At 71.3% G+C, this 14,121-nt stretch carries 18 protein-coding genes; 12 read left to right on the top strand and 6 right to left on the bottom strand.

Translation table 11 applies throughout. The features are described 5' to 3' along the window. Positions 1 to 44: 44 nt before the first annotated feature. The 5 genes from ACWGKJ_RS07165 to ACWGKJ_RS07185 form a co-directional block, all read right to left on the bottom strand. Positions 45 to 776, bottom strand: a complete 732-nt coding sequence (locus tag ACWGKJ_RS07165) for a response regulator transcription factor (protein ID WP_385021331.1) — start codon at positions 774 to 776, stop codon at positions 45 to 47. Between the two features lie 53 nt (positions 777 to 829). Beyond that, on the bottom strand, positions 830 to 1,084 hold the full coding sequence (locus tag ACWGKJ_RS07170) for a hypothetical protein (protein WP_385021328.1): 255 nt from the start codon (positions 1,082 to 1,084) through the stop codon (positions 830 to 832). 47 nt (positions 1,085 to 1,131) lie between these two features. Beyond that, positions 1,132 to 2,214, bottom strand: a complete 1,083-nt coding sequence (locus tag ACWGKJ_RS07175) for a S1C family serine protease (RefSeq protein ID WP_385021325.1) — start codon at positions 2,212 to 2,214, stop codon at positions 1,132 to 1,134. 168 nt (positions 2,215 to 2,382) lie between these two features. Next, entirely contained in the window at positions 2,383 to 3,405 is a 1,023-nt protein-coding gene (locus ACWGKJ_RS07180; RefSeq protein WP_385021322.1) for a LacI family DNA-binding transcriptional regulator, read from the bottom strand. 36 nt (positions 3,406 to 3,441) lie between these two features. Further along, positions 3,442 to 4,233, bottom strand: a complete 792-nt coding sequence (locus ACWGKJ_RS07185; RefSeq protein ID WP_385021319.1) for a winged helix-turn-helix transcriptional regulator — start codon at positions 4,231 to 4,233, stop codon at positions 3,442 to 3,444. Positions 4,234 to 4,454: 221 nt separating this feature from the next. On the opposite strand from ACWGKJ_RS07185, the gene ACWGKJ_RS07190 reads away from it, so the two are divergent. From ACWGKJ_RS07190 to ACWGKJ_RS07225, 8 genes are all read left to right on the top strand, one after another. Continuing rightward, a complete protein-coding gene (locus tag ACWGKJ_RS07190; RefSeq protein WP_385021317.1) occupies positions 4,455 to 5,336 on the top strand; it encodes an alpha/beta hydrolase in 882 nt (293 codons plus the stop codon). Between the two features lie 229 nt (positions 5,337 to 5,565). Continuing rightward, positions 5,566 to 5,820: a MoaD/ThiS family protein gene (locus tag ACWGKJ_RS07195; RefSeq protein WP_385021314.1), complete on the top strand. Its 255-nt coding sequence runs from the start codon at positions 5,566 to 5,568 to the stop codon at positions 5,818 to 5,820. 8 nt (positions 5,821 to 5,828) lie between these two features. After that, a complete protein-coding gene (locus ACWGKJ_RS07200; RefSeq protein WP_453315685.1) occupies positions 5,829 to 7,238 on the top strand; it encodes a hypothetical protein in 1,410 nt (469 codons plus the stop codon). 72 nt (positions 7,239 to 7,310) lie between these two features. After that, positions 7,311 to 8,003, top strand: coding sequence for an LmeA family phospholipid-binding protein (locus ACWGKJ_RS07205; RefSeq protein WP_385021311.1), 693 nt, complete (start codon positions 7,311 to 7,313; stop codon positions 8,001 to 8,003). Between the two features lie 178 nt (positions 8,004 to 8,181). After that, positions 8,182 to 8,262 carry an Ms5788A family Cys-rich leader peptide gene (locus tag ACWGKJ_RS07210; protein ID WP_356828304.1) on the top strand — a complete coding sequence of 27 codons (81 nt, stop codon included), beginning with the start codon at positions 8,182 to 8,184 and terminating at the stop codon, positions 8,260 to 8,262. Between the two features lie 190 nt (positions 8,263 to 8,452). Next, on the top strand, positions 8,453 to 9,292 hold the full coding sequence (locus tag ACWGKJ_RS07215; protein ID WP_385021308.1) for a sulfurtransferase: 840 nt from the start codon (positions 8,453 to 8,455) through the stop codon (positions 9,290 to 9,292). 42 nt (positions 9,293 to 9,334) lie between these two features. After that, positions 9,335 to 9,622 carry a DUF1416 domain-containing protein gene (locus ACWGKJ_RS07220; protein ID WP_164259678.1) on the top strand — a complete coding sequence of 96 codons (288 nt, stop codon included), beginning with the start codon at positions 9,335 to 9,337 and terminating at the stop codon, positions 9,620 to 9,622. 182 nt (positions 9,623 to 9,804) lie between these two features. Further along, on the top strand, positions 9,805 to 10,125 hold the full coding sequence (locus tag ACWGKJ_RS07225; RefSeq protein WP_385021304.1) for a DUF3099 domain-containing protein: 321 nt from the start codon (positions 9,805 to 9,807) through the stop codon (positions 10,123 to 10,125). Positions 10,126 to 10,164: 39 nt separating this feature from the next. Here ACWGKJ_RS07225 and ACWGKJ_RS07230 read toward each other — a convergent pair whose 3' ends face one another. Further along, on the bottom strand, positions 10,165 to 10,530 hold the full coding sequence (locus tag ACWGKJ_RS07230) for a DsrE family protein (protein WP_385021301.1): 366 nt from the start codon (positions 10,528 to 10,530) through the stop codon (positions 10,165 to 10,167). Positions 10,531 to 10,633: 103 nt separating this feature from the next. Between ACWGKJ_RS07230 and ACWGKJ_RS07235 the strand changes: the two genes are divergently transcribed. The 4 genes from ACWGKJ_RS07235 to ACWGKJ_RS07250 all read left to right on the top strand — a co-directional run bounded on the left by ACWGKJ_RS07235 (position 10,634) and on the right by ACWGKJ_RS07250 (position 14,050). Beyond that, positions 10,634 to 11,542, top strand: a complete 909-nt coding sequence (locus ACWGKJ_RS07235) for a hypothetical protein (protein ID WP_385021298.1) — start codon at positions 10,634 to 10,636, stop codon at positions 11,540 to 11,542. Continuing rightward, positions 11,539 to 12,339: a hypothetical protein gene (locus tag ACWGKJ_RS07240; protein ID WP_385021296.1), complete on the top strand. Its 801-nt coding sequence runs from the start codon at positions 11,539 to 11,541 to the stop codon at positions 12,337 to 12,339. The genes ACWGKJ_RS07235 and ACWGKJ_RS07240 overlap by 4 nt, the downstream gene beginning before the upstream one ends. After that, positions 12,336 to 13,184, top strand: a complete 849-nt coding sequence (locus ACWGKJ_RS07245) for a hypothetical protein (RefSeq protein WP_385021293.1) — start codon at positions 12,336 to 12,338, stop codon at positions 13,182 to 13,184. Before ACWGKJ_RS07240 ends, ACWGKJ_RS07245 begins: the two co-directional genes overlap by 4 nt. A gap of 302 nt (positions 13,185 to 13,486) precedes the next feature. Further along, on the top strand, positions 13,487 to 14,050 hold the full coding sequence (locus tag ACWGKJ_RS07250; RefSeq protein WP_385021290.1) for an FABP family protein: 564 nt from the start codon (positions 13,487 to 13,489) through the stop codon (positions 14,048 to 14,050). Positions 14,051 to 14,121: the final 71 nt, after the last annotated feature.

The raw sequence follows: 14,121 nt of genomic DNA on the forward strand, positions 1-14,121 counted from the left end.
GCGCAGCGGAAGCCGCTGGAACCAGCGCACGGGCCGGGGAGTTCTCACTCGGCGCTCCCGGTCCGCAGCGCGTATCCCACGCCGCGCACCGTGTGCACGAGCCTCGGCTCGCCGCCCGCTTCCGTCTTGCGGCGGAGGTACATCACGTACACATCCAGCGAGTTGGACGACGGCTCGAAGTCGAAGCCCCAGACCGCCTTGAGGATCTGCTCCCGGGTGAGCACCTGGCGCGGGTGGGCCAGGAACATCTCCAGGAGGGTGAACTCGGTACGGGTCAGCTCGACCCGCCGCTCCCCGCGCACCACCTCGCGCGTCGAGAGGTCCATCCGCAGATCGGCGAAGGACAGCACGTTGTCGTCGGGGACCTCGCCCGCAGTCGCCGTGTACGAACTGCGCCGCAGCAGCGCGCGGATACGGGCGAACAGCTCGTCCAGTTCGAACGGCTTCACCAGGTAGTCGTCGGCGCCCGCGTCGAGACCGGTCACCCGGTCGCCGACCGTGTCACGGGCGGTGAGCATCAGGATCGGCGTGGTCGAACCCGATGCGCGCAGCCTGCGGGCCGCGGTCAGGCCGTCCATGCGGGGCATCTGGATGTCGAGGACGATGAGATCCGGTGCGTACGGCTCCGCCTTAGTCAGCGCGTCCAGACCGTCGACGGCGACCTCCGTGCCGTACCCCTCGAAGGCGAGACTGCGGCGCAGCGCCTCGCGTACGGCGGGCTCGTCGTCCACGATCAGGATGCGCTGCTGGTCGTGGCCGTCCTCGGCGGGGCTCATGGGCTCTCTGTCCTCGTCTGCTGGGGGTCGCTGGGGGCGCGGTCTCGCGCCCCTCAGCCTCGCACGGCCGGCCGGCGGCGGCGCGCGGCACGCCCCTTGGTGCGGGTGCCCGGGGAGGGCGCGGTGGCGGCGGACGTACGGACCTCGGGGGCCCGTACCGCCGTCTGTCCGGCCGATCCGGACCCGGCCCCCTGCCCGGCCTGGGACTGGGCCAGGGCCAGCGGAAGCCCGAGACCGGCCGGGCCGGCCCAGGAGACTGCGGTGAGCAGGGCGTGCCTGGCTCGGTTGACGGTGACGTTGACGGTCACATGGCCCTCCGGGGGTGCAGGCCGGCGCGGGGGCGCCGGCGGTCGTGCTAGTTGCTGCTGCTGTCGCCGCCCGCGCGCAGCTGGGCGAGGTCGGCCTTGACCGTGTTGATCGGAATGGCGAAGCCGAGACCCACGCTCCCGGCGGTGCTCGAACTGTCGCTGCTCTGCGAACTGGCCGAGTACATCGCGGAGTTGATGCCGACGATCTCGCCGTTCATATTGATCAGCGCACCGCCGGAGTTGCCCGGGTTCAGCGAGGCGTCGGTCTGGAGCGCCTTGTACGTGGTGGTGGAGTCGCCGGTGTCGCCGTTGAACTGCCGGCCGCCGAACTGGAACGGCCAGTTCCCGTCGCCGCCGCCCTCACCGCGGCCCTGGCCCTGCCCCTCGCCCTGTCCCTGGCTCTGTCCCTGGCCGTCCTCCTTGGCGACGGTGACATCGCGGTTCAGGGCCGAGATGATGCCGCTGGTGACGGTGCCGGTCAGGCCCTCGGGGGAGCCGATCGCCACGACCTGGTCGCCGACCGCCACGTGGGACGAGTCGCCGAGCGAGGCGGGCTTGAGGCCGGAGGCGTTCTGCACCTTGATCAGCGCCAGGTCCTTGTCCGGGTCGGTGCCGACCACCTTCGCCGTGTACGACTTGCCGTCGCTCAGGGAGACCTTGACCGAGTCGGCGCCGGAGATGACGTGGTTGTTGGTGACGATCTCACCGGCCGCGGTGACGATCACCCCCGCCCCGGTCGACTGACCCTCCTGCGAGGTCGCCTTGACCTCCACGATGCTCGGCGAGACGGCCTGGGCGACACCGGAGACCGTGCCCTTGCTCGACTGCGAGACGGTGGTGCCGCTGACGGTGCCCGCCGGATTGGCGCCGTTGCTCCCGTTGTCCATCAGGGACTCGGCGAGTGCCGCCGAACCGCCGCCCACCACCGCGGCGATGATGGCGACAGCGGCGAGCAGAGCGACCGGCCGCCTGGCGCGCCGGGGCCCGGCGTGGTCGTGGTCCGCCGGGGCGGCCGGAGCCGGGGGCGGCCAGGCCGCTGTCGGCTGGTGTGCGGGCGGCGGCGGGTAGGACCGGGCCGTGTACGCATCGTCCTGCTGCGGGTTGGGGTACTGCTCCGGGTTCTCGGTCATGTCTCATAGCCTCACCACCGACCATGAGAGTTTCCTGAGCGCCCGCTGAGAAGCCCGACAGAACCCCGTATGCCCGATATAAAGGCCCGACGGCCGTACGGGCGGGCGGCGTTGGCGGTCGTACGGGCGGGCGGCGTTGGCGGTCGTACGGCCGGGCGGCGTTGGCGCTCAGCCGCAGCCGCAGGAGCGGCGCACGACCAGCGCCGAGGGGAACTGCTTCAGCCGCTCCCGCCGCGACCCCGCGACCCGCAGCGCGTCGTCCAGTACGAGATCGACCGCGGAGCGCGCCATCGCCGGGCGGTCCGAGTACACCGTCGTCAGCGGCGGGTCCGTGAGGGCCGCCTCCTTGACGTCGTCGAAACCGGCCACCGCCAGCTCGTCCGGCACATCGATCCGCAGCTCACGGGCGGCCCGCAGGACACCGATCGCCTGGTCGTCGGTGGAGCAGAAGATCGCCGGGGGCCTGTCCGGTCCCGCGAGCAGCTTCAGCGCCACCTGGTAGGCGTCGTAGCGGTTGTACGGGGCCTGGAAGAGGCGCCCTTCGACGGAGCGGCCGGACTCCTGCATGGCGCGCCGCCAGCCCTCGACGTGGTCGGCCACCGGGTCACCGACGGAGGGCGTCGACTCGACGCCGCCGAGGCAGGCCACATACGCGTAGCCGTGCTCCAGGAGGTGACGGGTGGCGAGCTGGGCACCGCCGATGTCGTCCGTGACGACGGCGACGTCGTCGATCGCCTCGGGCCGCTCGTGCAGCAGCACCACCCGGGCGTCCCAGGCCTCTATCTCGGCGGCGGCACGCTCGCTCATGCCCTGGCTGACCAGGATCAGCCCGGAGACCCGCATCCCGAGGAAGGCCCGCAGATAGTGGAGCTCGCGCTCGTCGATGTAGTCGGAGTTGCCGACCAGCACCATCTTTCCGCGCTCGGAAGCGGCCTGCTCCACCGCGTGCGCCATCTCCGCGAAGAAGGGCTGCCGGGCGTCCGGCACGATCATCCCTATGAGGTCGGTGCGCCGGGACGCCATGGCCTGCGCCACCCGGTCCGGCCGGTACCCCAGCTCCTTGATCGCGTTGACCACCCGCTCGCGCGTGGCCGGGGCGACCGGCCTCGGCCCGTTGTTGATGACATAGCTGACGACCGCGGTCGAAGTCCCCGCCAGTCGTGCCACATCGTCCCGCGTCACCTTGGCCACGCGCGGCAGTCTACGCGGATGGACCCGCTCTGGGACCTACCGTTTCACCGGCCGGGCAGCGGGCTCCGGGAGCGCCGCCGTGTCCGCCGTCCGGGTCAGTGCCTCGGCGGCCTCGGCGGCGGCCCTGGCCTGGGCCTCCTCGGCCGCGCGCTCGACCTTCTCGGGGGTGACGAAGCGGTAGCCGACATTGCGGACGGTGCCGATCAGCGACTCGTGCTCGGGGCCGAGCTTGGCGCGCAGCCGCCGTACGTGGACGTCGACCGTGCGCGTACCGCCGAAGTAGTCGTAACCCCAGACCTCCTGGAGCAGCTGGGCGCGGGTGAAGACCCGGCCGGGGTGCTGGGCGAGGTACTTGATCAGCTCGAACTCCTTGAAGGTCAGGTCCAGGACCCGGCCCTTCAGCTTCGCGCTGTACGTCGTCTCGTCGACCGAGAGGTCGCCGATCCGGATCTCGGTGGGGGAATCGTCCGTCGTGATCTGCTGGCGGCCGGTCGCGAGCCGCAGCCGCGCCTCGACCTCGGCCGGACCCGCGGTGTCGAGCAGGACGTCGTCCACGCCCCAGTCCGCCGTGACGGCCGCGAGACCGCCCTCGGTGACGACGAGGACCAGCGGACAGCCGGGCCCCGTGGAGTGCAGCAGCTGACAGAGGCTGCGGACCTGGGGCAGGTCGCGGCGCCCGTCCACGAGGATCACATCGGCGCCCGGGGTGTCGATGAGAGCCGGGCCTTCGGCGGGAGCGACCCGCACACTGTGCAGCAGGAGTCCGAGGGCGGGTAGCACCTCCGTCGACGGCTGGAGGGCGTTGGTCAGGAGCAGCAGAGAACTCATCGCGCCCCACCTGCCGTGGTCGTCATACGGTCGTGCATATATCGCTCGCCCATTACGTCGATTCCTCCTCGGGGGACGTATGTGGCACTGCTTTTTTCTGCGCTTACCCCGTGCGCGGGGCTTGCTGTGCAGGTCCGGCGGCTTCGTATACAACGCGCCGAAAGCACAAAAGGACCTAGGGGCAACTTTGCCCAGGTCCTCATCCCACCAGAATAGCCCACATGAGTTCTGCGTCAGAAGACCGCTTCCGGAAAGCCGGTGTTCCCTTGGTCACTCCGGGCGACCTCAGGGTGATCCTTCGTACCCGGGACGGGGTGCCGATCGAGGCCCGGTACGAGCCGTGCGCGACGGGTGCGGCGGACACGGTGATCGTGGTCGCGCACGGGTTCACGGGGTCGGTCGACCGGCCGGCGGTGCGGCGGGCGGCGGAGGTGTTCGCGCGGCGTGCGGCCGTGGTGACGTTCTCGTTCCGGGGGCACGGGCGGTCGGGCGGGCGCTCGACGGTGGGGGACCGGGAGGTGCTCGACCTGGCGGCGGCGGTCGAGTGGGCCCGCGGCCTCGGGCACCGGCGGGTGGTGACGGTCGGCTTCTCGATGGGCGGCTCGGTGGTACTGCGGCATGCGGCGCTGGCGGGCGGGCGCGGGTCCGGTTCTCGTGGTTCCGGGTCCGGTGGGGGCGCGGCCGGGGCCGGTGGTTCCGCGGGCGGGGAGTTCGCAAGGGCGCGTACGGACGCGGTGGCGGCGGTGAGTTCTCCGGCGCGGTGGTACTACCGCGGGACGGCGCCGATGCGGCGGCTGCACTGGGTGGTCACCCGGCCGCTCGGGCGGCTGGTGGGGAGGTTCGGCCTGCGGACCCGGATCCACACGGAGGACTGGGACCCGGTCCCGCTGTCACCGGTGGACGCGGTGCCGATGATCGCGCCGGTGCCCCTGCTGATCGTGCACGGGGACCGGGACCCCTACTTTCCGCTGGACCACCCGCGGATGCTGGCCGCCGCGGCGGGGGCGGGGGCGGAGCTGTGGGTGGAGGCGGGGATGGGGCATGCGGAGAATGCGGCGGGGGATGCGTTGCTGGGGCGGGTGGGGGAGTGGCTTGTGCGGTAGGGGGGCCGGGGCGTGGGGCGCCTGCGGCGGGCTTTCGGGGGCGCTGCCCCCGGGCCTCCGCTCCTCACACGCCGGAGGGGCTTGATCTGGCCGGCAGTCGACGCCGGGAGGTGCCCCCAGGACGGGCTTGATTCGGCTGAGGTTGTGGGAGAAGGCGGGCGGCGGCGCGGCCGGTGCGTCGCACCCGGCATCATGGACCCGCGCGACGCAAAAACCATGAGGAGTACCCATGCCCGCGGGAACCATCCGCTACTGGGCCGCCGCCAAGGCCGCCGCAGGTACAGCCGAGGAGCCGTACGACGGCGCGACGCTGGCCGAAGTGCTCGACGCGGCGCGCGAGCGGCACCCCGGTGAGCTGCCGCAGGTGCTGCGGCGATGCTCGTTCCTCGTCGACGGCGATCCCGTGGGGGCCCGCGGCCATGAGACGGTACGGCTTGCCGAGGGCGGCACGGTAGAGGTGCTCCCGCCGTTCGCAGGAGGGTGACCCCCCACATGAGTGACCAGCCATATCCGTACGGGCAGCAACCGCAGCAGCCGCGCCGGCAACCGCAGCAGCCGCAGCCCGACCAGCCGTTCTACCAGGATCCGAACGCGTACCAGGATCCGAACGGCTACCAGGATTCCTTCACCCAGACCTGGAGCGGGCAGACCTGGGACACCCAGTACCAGCCGGTGCAGCGGCCGGACCAGGGGCAGGAGCAGAGCCAGGCCCAGGGGCAGGGCCAAGCTCAGGGCCAGGGCCCGTACCAGCAGGATCCGTACGTTCAGCAGGCGCCGCAGGCCCAGCAGGATCCGTACGTTCAGCAGGCGCCGCAGGCCCAGCAGGACCCGTACGCCCAGCAGGACCCATACACAGGGCAGGCGCCGTACGCCCAGCAGAACCAGCAGCAGCCCCCGTACCAGCAGCAGCCCCCCTACCAGCAGGCCCAGCAGGCCCAGCCCCAGCAGCCGTACACCGGCCCCGAAGCCACCTGCCTTCCGCCGCAGTCGCTTCCCCTGCCGCCGGAGATGCCCGCCCCCGCGCCCTACGCCGCGCCGCCCGTGCCCGTCGCGGCGGAGGCGCCCGTCGCGGCGGAGGCGCCCGCCGCGACGGCGCCCGACGGCGGGCCCGCGTACAGCGCCCCCAGCACCGTCGGCCAGGCGCGGATCACCGACGCGCAGCGGGCCCGTGCGGAGGGGCGGTCGCCGATCATCGCCCCGGGGATGCAGCCCGCCGCGCTGACGGCCGGGCTCGGGATCCTGCTCGCCGCCGCCGCGTTCGGCGGGCGGTACGCGCTGGTCGTGCCGCTCCTGGTGCTCCAGGCGGTCACGGCGGCGGGCTGGTTCCGGCTGAACGGGATGTGGCCGGCCCGGCAGGGCATCGCGCTCGCCTTCCTCGGCGGTGTCGTCGCGGACATCGCCCTGCTCGTCGCGGGCGCGGACCACGGCCCCGCCGCGATCATCGGCACGCTCGGCGTCTGGGTGCTGCTCACGCTCGTACTCCAGCTGCGCAGCCACGCCCCGGCCGATGAGCGGATGGCCGGGCTGATGGCCACTATCGCCTCATCGGCGCTCACCATCGTCGCGACGGGCATCCTGGCCGCCTCGACGGACGCCGTGACGGTCGGCTGCACGGCCGTCGCGGTCGCCGCCGTCGTCCGAGCGCTCCCGCTGCCGGGCCCGGCCGGCGTGGTCGCGGCCCTGGTCGCCGCTGCGGCCGCCGGAGCCCTGGCGGGCGCCGTCACCGGGCTCGGGATGCCGGGCGCGCTGCTCGGGCTCGCCGCCGGCGGCTGCGCCCTGATCGGGCTGCGGGTCGCGAGCTACGACTACCCGTCCCGGTTCGTCCATATGACGGCCGGGGTGGCCCTGCCGCTCTCCGCCGCCGCACCGGCGATCTATCTGGTCGGCCGCCTCATCGGCTGATCAGGACATTAGGCTCTGATCCGTGCCACCGGCACGGATCTGGACCCGGGTACGAGCAGGGGGACGACCGGCATGCGAGCACTGCGGACACTGTTCATCCTCGTCGTGGTGGTGGGCGGGCTCTTCGTCCTCGCCGACCGGATCGCGGTGCATGTCGCGGAGAACAAGGCGGCCGACCGAATACGCAGCAGCGAGGGCCTGTCGGCCTCCCCCGACGTGGACATCAAGGGCTTCCCGTTCCTGACCCAGGTTCTCGACAAGAAGCTCGACCGGGTCGACGTCACCCTCAAGGGCGTCGAGGCGAACGCGTCGGGCCGCCATGTGCGGATCACCGAGGTGCGGGCCGAGCTGCGCGACACCAAGATCTCCAGCAGCTTCAGCAGCGCCGTCGCCGCGCGGGCTTCCGGCCGGGCCCACATCTCGTACGAGGACCTCACCAAGGCGTCCGACTCCGGTGTCCGAATCGCTTACGCGGGGAACGGCAAGGTCAAGGTCACCGGCTCGGTGTCCGTCCTGGGCCGCACGGTCAGCCGCAGCGTGACATCGACGGTGACCCTGCTGGGGGCGAACCGGATCAAGGTGCACGCGGACACGGTGCCCGGCGAGGGCATCCCAGGGCTTGAGGGGCTGGTCCGGCAGAAGACCGACTTCGAGAGCGCGGTCGGCGGGCTGCCCGACGGTCTGACCCTCAGCGAACTGCGGGCCACGCCGGACGGTGTCGACATCGGTGTCACGGGTACGAATGTCGCGCTGACCGGAGAGTAAGTCCGTCCGACCAGTGAGACGGGGGAGTCCGGTCCGTAGATGGTGGGCAGATAAGGGACCGTGGGAACTCCGGGCCGTGCACACCGCCTCAACACTTTGTCCCGCATCGCGGACGATCGCGTCTCATTGAGTGATACGACGGTGACATCTCCGCCCGTACTTCCCTACGATCGAGGGCATGAAGCAACAGGCGGATCTCACGAAGCGGCGGGCAGTCGACCTGTGCCGCGTCGCCGCCATGCTCTGTCGCGCCTTCTGAGCGGGAGCTCCGACTCCCGTATCCCCCCGGGTCCCCCGGCCGTCCGCCGGGGCCGCCCCCTCCCGCGGTGCCGGATGTGCTCTGTCCCCCGGCTCCCGTGGACCGTACGCCGATACGCGCGCACCATCCCGCCGCACTTCCCCAGGCTCCGCAGGAGCAGGGGATTCCCCATCCCCGGAGGAGATTCCGCATGAGCCGCAGCGACGTTCTCGTAGACGCCGACTGGGTCGAGGCCCACATCGACGACCCGCAGGTCGCCATCGTCGAGGTGGACGAGGACACCTCCGCGTACGAGAAGAACCACATCAGGAACGCGATCCGGATCGACTGGACCAAGGACCTCCAGGACCCGGTCCGCCGTGACTTCATCGACCAGGCCGGCTTCGAGAAGCTGCTGTCGGAGAAGGGCATCGGCAACGACACGACGGTCGTGCTCTACGGCGGCAACAACAACTGGTTCGCCTCGTACGCCTTCTGGTACTTCAAGCTCTACGGCCACAGCGACGTCCGGCTGCTCGACGGCGGCCGCAAGAAGTGGGAGCTCGACTCCCGCGACCTGGTCGAAGCCGTACCGTCCCGCCCGGCCACCACGTACAAGGCCAAGCCGCAGGACGAGTCGATCCGCGCCTACCGCGACGACGTGGTGGCCGCGATCAACAGCAAGAACCTGGTCGACGTCCGGTCGCCCGACGAGTTCAGCGGCAAGCTGCTCGCCCCCGCGCACCTCCCGCAGGAGCAGTCGCAGCGCCCCGGCCATGTGCCGAGCGCCCGCAACATCCCGTGGTCGAAGAACGCCAACGACGACGGCACCTTCAAGTCGGACGACGAGCTCAAGGCCCTCTACGAGGACGAGCAGGTCGACCTGGCCAAGGACACCATCGCCTACTGCCGCATCGGTGAGCGCTCCGCGCTGACCTGGTTCGTCCTGCACGAGCTGCTCGGCCAGGAGAACGTCAAGAACTACGACGGCTCGTGGACCGAGTACGGCTCGCTGGTGGGCGTGCCGATCGAGCTCGGCGCCAACAAGTAGGACCCGACCTTCACCCCCTCTCAGCCCCTTCAGGAGAACAGCATGTGCGGAGCGAAGGCCGGTGGCCCGGACGCCTCGACGATCAAGCCCGGTGAGACCACGATCCAGGGCAGCGTGACCCGTGACGGCGAGCCCGTCACCGGTTATGTGCGCCTGCTGGACTCGACCGGCGAGTTCACCGCCGAGGTCCCGACCTCGGCCACCGGACAGTTCCGCTTCTACGCGGCCGAGGGCACGTGGACGCTGCGCGCCCTCGTCCCGGGTGGCACGGCCGACCGCACGGTCGTCGCGCAGACCGGCGGCCTCGCGGAGATCGCGATCGCTGTCTGAACCGGGCAGTGAACCGGCGGTAGCCGGATTCGGCGGGAGGGCCGCACCCCAGGGGGTTGGACGCCACTGGAATGGGGTGCGGCCCTCCGCGCTGTCCGGCACCTGCTCAGGCCGAGAGGCCCCGGAAATCGCCGAGCGCCGTCCGGGGGCGGGGAGTTACCGATCGGTCTTACGCTGGAGACATGTACTCGCGACGTCGGCGCGGCTATTTCCTGTTGATGGGCGGCTGTCTGCTGCTCTTCGTCTCCGCCTGGGCCTTCGTACGTCTCTGGTCGGTGCCCGCCGCCATCGCCATGTGTTTCGTGGCGATGGTCATCCCGCCGGTCGCGGCGATCGTCGGCAACCGGCGCGGCCCCGAGGACCGCTGGTGGGACGAGCCGCCACCGGACCGCGAATCCGGAGACGGCAGGCGTGACGACAAGCGCAAGGACCTGCCGCCTTCTGGGGACCGCACGTCCGACGAGTGGTGGGACGAGCTGGACGGGAAGAAGCGGCGACGGTAGACCGCCGCCCACAGGCCCGGACGGCCGTGGCGAGCATCATCAGTAGACGAGCGCCTGGACCCCGTCGTCCATCGCTTCCTGGACGAAGAGCTGGGCGCCCGCGATCCGTACGCCTTCCAGGACGTCCTGCTCCGTGATGTCACGGCGGGCCGCGCACTGGGTGCAGACGGTGATCCGGCCGCCCGCCCGGATCGAGTCGATCAGATCCGGCAGCGGCGCCGCGTGCGGCAGCTCGAACTCGGCGGCCCGGCCCGGCAGGGCGAACCACGACGACTCACCGGTCAGCCAGAGCGAGACCTCCACCCCGCTGGCCACCGCGACCGCGGCCACGGTGAACGCCTGGGAACACCGCTCGGGAGCGTCGGATCCCGCGGTCACCTTGATCACTAGCTTCTTCTGCGCCATGTCCGAACTGTAATCGGCTGCCGTACAACCCCGGCCGGGCCCGGCGAGTCAGGTGGATGCGCGGATAGGGAATCCGCGCCTCTGGTCTCGTGGGGGGACCCCTTTGGAAGCGCTGGACAACAATCCTGAGCAGCACGAACAGCGAAGACAGGAGCAGCGGGAACAGCAACGGCAACAGCCGGAACAGACACAGCCGGAACAGACACAGCCGGAACAGCAGCAGGAACAGCCACAGCAGCAGGAAGAGCCGCAGGAGCCCGGGAGGCCGCCGCGTCGCCGGGGCCGGACCACGCTCATCGTGGCCTCCGCCGCCCTGCTCGGCATCGTCGGCGGCGGCGCCATCGGTTACACGATCCAGGCCGACCGGCCCCCGACCCCGCTGCCCGCCCTGTCGCAGCACGCGCCGGCGTACCCCGCGAAGCCGCTCCCCGAGGGCAAGGGGCGCCCGCCGCTGACCACCGCGGAGGACCGCGGGCTCGCCACCGACGGCGACCTCCGGAAGCAGCTCGTGCCCAGGCCGCGGGGGGCGCGCACTGCGGACCGGCAGCTGTACGCACGGGGCGGGCTGCCCGTCGACGGCTGGATCACGCCGAGCGCCTTCGCCTCGATCAGGACGGACGTCGCCAGCGGGTTCACCGAGCTGACCGAGAAGAACGTCCGCCGGATCGCCGCCGACGACTGGGTGCAGGGCCAGGACCGGGAGGGTGTCGTCCGGCTGGTGCAGTACCGGGCCGGTTCAGGCACGGCAGCCCGGGAGATGGCCGACGGGCAGTTGCGGTACCTCCCCGAGGGGGGTGACGAAGGAGAGCGTGGCGGCTCCGTCGAGGGCAGTGGCAACGCCAGGTACGTCGTCCGCTCGCCCGCCAGCGTGGCCGTGGACGGGCACGGCTACTGGGCCACGGCACTGGGCTGGCGCGGCGATGTGGTGTTCATCATCGACCTGTTCGACACCCGGCCCATCAGCGAGAAGGACATCCGGACGTTGGCCGAGCGGCAGTTGGAGCGCCTGTGAACGACGACGTGAACAGCGAACCGGCCGGGCCCGGTGCGGTGCGCCCCTCGCGGCGGGCCTCGCGTGCGGTCAGGGTCGCGGCAGCGATCCTCCCGGCAGTGCTGGTCCTCGGCGCCGCCGGGGGAGGCATCGCGTACATCGCCGCCACCGCCGGGCACGCTGCCACAAAGGCCCCGACCCCACTCTGGGGCAAGGGCGTGCAGCCGGAGCGCGACGACCCGGTGGCCCACCCGGGCGAAGGCCGCCAGGACACCGTGCTCAGCAAGATGCTGCTGCCCGCCAACGGCCGCTACCGGCTCGGCCCCGACATCGGCGAGTACGACCACGACGCCGAGCTGACCGCCAAGCAGGCCGAGGCCGTGGTCAAGGGGGCCGGCAAGGGCCTGTCCGGCTCATGGCGCACGGAGTGGAACCGGAAGGTGGAGGGGTGGGGTGTGCGGGGCATGGGCATGCGGACGTACGCCTCCGACGACGACAGCCTGGTCGCCGAGGTGCAGCTGGCGCGGATCAGGGACAAGAAAGAGGTACGGAGCCAGTTCACGACCCGGATGAAGCTCTTCAAGGCGGCCGGGGCCGTCCCAGGGCCGAAGATCGACGGTCACCGCTCGGACAGCGGCTGCTTCCTGCCGCCCAAGGGACTGAGATCCGGCCTCCGCACCCTGGACTGCTTCGGCTACCGGGGCGACGTGCTGGTCACGTTCAATGCCACCTTCACCGAGGCGTCCTACCAGAACGAGGCCGTGGCGCTCGTGGGGCGTCAGCTCGACTACCTCACGACCCCGGGAGAGTCCGTATGACCGCGCACCTGACAACGGTCCCGCCCGGCGAACCGCACCCGGTGGACCAGCCGCAGGACCAGCTTCCGCCCCGGGACCGGAGCCCACTGCGGGAGCGCCCGGTGGTGCGCGCGGTGGCGCGCTGGACGCTGGCCGCCGTGGTCTGCGCGGGACTCGGAGCGGCGACCGCGTGCGGGCTCACGGCTCTGCACCGTACCGACGTCCCCGGTCTGGCGACCGCGGACGACGGCCGCTGGGACTTCGCCGCGCTCAAGCTGCCCGCGCTGCCCTCCGGGGCGCCGCGGCCGTTCACCATGGGCAACGACGGCCAGGTCCACCACGCGGACGCCCGGGATCTGCTGCTGCCCGCCCCGGCGAGCGCGAAGGGCGACCCGAAGCTGTCCGGGGGCTGGGTGCCGGACAGCCGTTATGTGTCCGAGTACGACGAGGACGGCCGGGCCGACATCGCCATGGGCCTGCGCGACTACGTCGTACGCCACATCGCGGCGCGCGGGTGGACGATGCCGGACGGGACGTCGGCCCGGATCTATCTGCTGACCTTCCAGTCGAACGCCTTCGCCCAGGCGTTCAAGGACAACGTCATCAACGCCGGGATCGATGCCGGACAGCCACCGGCGGACGCGCCCCTGATGGAGCTCGACGAGAGCTGGGACCGCAGGGGAGCCCCGAAGGAGGTGTCGGATTCCGTCTTCGCCGAGAAGGAGCCGTACGGCGCGACCCAGGCCCGGCTGGCTTATGTGGTGGCGGGGGACACCCTCGCGGTGATCACCGAGAGGCGGAAGGGCGGGGCGCCCGCCGTGCCCTTCCACCAGACGGTCGTCCTGCAGAGCCAGCTGCTCGGCTGACGGCCGCCGACCGTGCGCGGGCTGCCGCCGCGCACCTCGCAGAGAGGGCCGGGCCCCCACCCATTAGGCTGGGACCCGGCCCTTCATGCTTTTCGTTCACGCGGCCGCCGTTGTCCGTGCAGTCGCTCATACAGGGAGCACCTCGTGCTTGAAGCCTTCTACATCGCTCTGCTGGTTCTGGTCTGCGTCGGCGTCATCGCCTTCACCGGCCTCTCCGTGAAGAAGCTCTACCAGGGCCAGCGCTGACCGCCCGGTAGCCGGCAGCCGCCACCGAACCCCTCTCACAGATCGTCTGAGCCCTCATGATCGAGATTCCGTCGGACCTCCATCCGAGCCTCGTCCCGCTGGTCTTCCTCCTCGGCAACTGGACGGGGGCCGGTGTCGCGGACTTCCCCGGTGAGGAGAAGTGCAACTTCGGCCAGGAAGTCACCTTCAGCCACGACGGCCGCGACTTCCTGGAGTACACCTCGCACACCTGGGTGCTGGACTCCGAGGGCGAGAAGGTCAGGCCGCTGGAGAGCGAGTCCGGGTACTGGCGCATCGACGAGCACCGCAAGGTCGAGGTCGTGATGGTCCGGGACCAGGGCGTCGTCGAGGTCTGGTACGGCGAGCTCGCCGACCAGAAGCCGCAGATCGACCTGGTGACGGACGCGGTCGCACGGACCGCGGCCTCCGGCCCGTACAGCGGCGGCAAGCGGCTCTACGGCTATGTGAACAGCGATCTGATGTGGGTGGGCGAGAAGGCCACCCCCGAGGTCGAGCTGCGGCCCTATATGTCCGCGCATCTGAAGAAGTTCGTCGACCCCAGCGAGTGGGCGAAGGACCTGAAGGACCTGCCCGACGACGGTGTCGCCTTCTTCAAGTAGGACGCTTCCGCTGAGCGGCTCCCGCTGAGCCGCTCAGCCTCTGCCCGGGTCGCTTCCGCCGGGTCGCTCCT

It is taken from the genome of Streptomyces sp. NPDC054757 (genome assembly GCF_053612185.1).

Excerpts from the sequence above, each read along its gene's own strand:
- ACWGKJ_RS07205 (WP_385021311.1), top strand. The coding sequence starts at position 7,311 with ATGCGAGCACTGCGGACACTGTTCATCCTCGTCGTGGTGGTGGGCGGG.
- ACWGKJ_RS07190 (WP_385021317.1), top strand. The coding sequence starts at position 4,455 with ATGAGTTCTGCGTCAGAAGACCGCTTCCGGAAAGCCGGTGTTCCCTTG.
- ACWGKJ_RS07185 (WP_385021319.1), bottom strand. The coding sequence starts at position 4,233 with ATGAGTTCTCTGCTGCTCCTGACCAACGCCCTCCAGCCGTCGACGGAG.
- ACWGKJ_RS07200 (WP_453315685.1), top strand. The coding sequence starts at position 5,829 with ATGAGTGACCAGCCATATCCGTACGGGCAGCAACCGCAGCAGCCGCGC.
- ACWGKJ_RS07245 (WP_385021293.1), top strand. The coding sequence starts at position 12,336 with ATGACCGCGCACCTGACAACGGTCCCGCCCGGCGAACCGCACCCGGTG.
- ACWGKJ_RS07195 (WP_385021314.1), top strand. The coding sequence starts at position 5,566 with ATGCCCGCGGGAACCATCCGCTACTGGGCCGCCGCCAAGGCCGCCGCA.
- ACWGKJ_RS07225 (WP_385021304.1), top strand. The coding sequence starts at position 9,805 with ATGTACTCGCGACGTCGGCGCGGCTATTTCCTGTTGATGGGCGGCTGT.
- ACWGKJ_RS07220 (WP_164259678.1), top strand. The coding sequence starts at position 9,335 with ATGTGCGGAGCGAAGGCCGGTGGCCCGGACGCCTCGACGATCAAGCCC.
- ACWGKJ_RS07165 (WP_385021331.1), bottom strand. The coding sequence starts at position 776 with ATGAGCCCCGCCGAGGACGGCCACGACCAGCAGCGCATCCTGATCGTG.
- ACWGKJ_RS07215 (WP_385021308.1), top strand. The coding sequence starts at position 8,453 with ATGAGCCGCAGCGACGTTCTCGTAGACGCCGACTGGGTCGAGGCCCAC.
- ACWGKJ_RS07175 (WP_385021325.1), bottom strand. The coding sequence starts at position 2,214 with ATGACCGAGAACCCGGAGCAGTACCCCAACCCGCAGCAGGACGATGCG.
- ACWGKJ_RS07230 (WP_385021301.1), bottom strand. The coding sequence starts at position 10,530 with ATGGCGCAGAAGAAGCTAGTGATCAAGGTGACCGCGGGATCCGACGCT.
- ACWGKJ_RS07210 (WP_356828304.1), top strand. The coding sequence starts at position 8,182 with ATGAAGCAACAGGCGGATCTCACGAAGCGGCGGGCAGTCGACCTGTGC.
- ACWGKJ_RS07250 (WP_385021290.1), top strand. The coding sequence starts at position 13,487 with ATGATCGAGATTCCGTCGGACCTCCATCCGAGCCTCGTCCCGCTGGTC.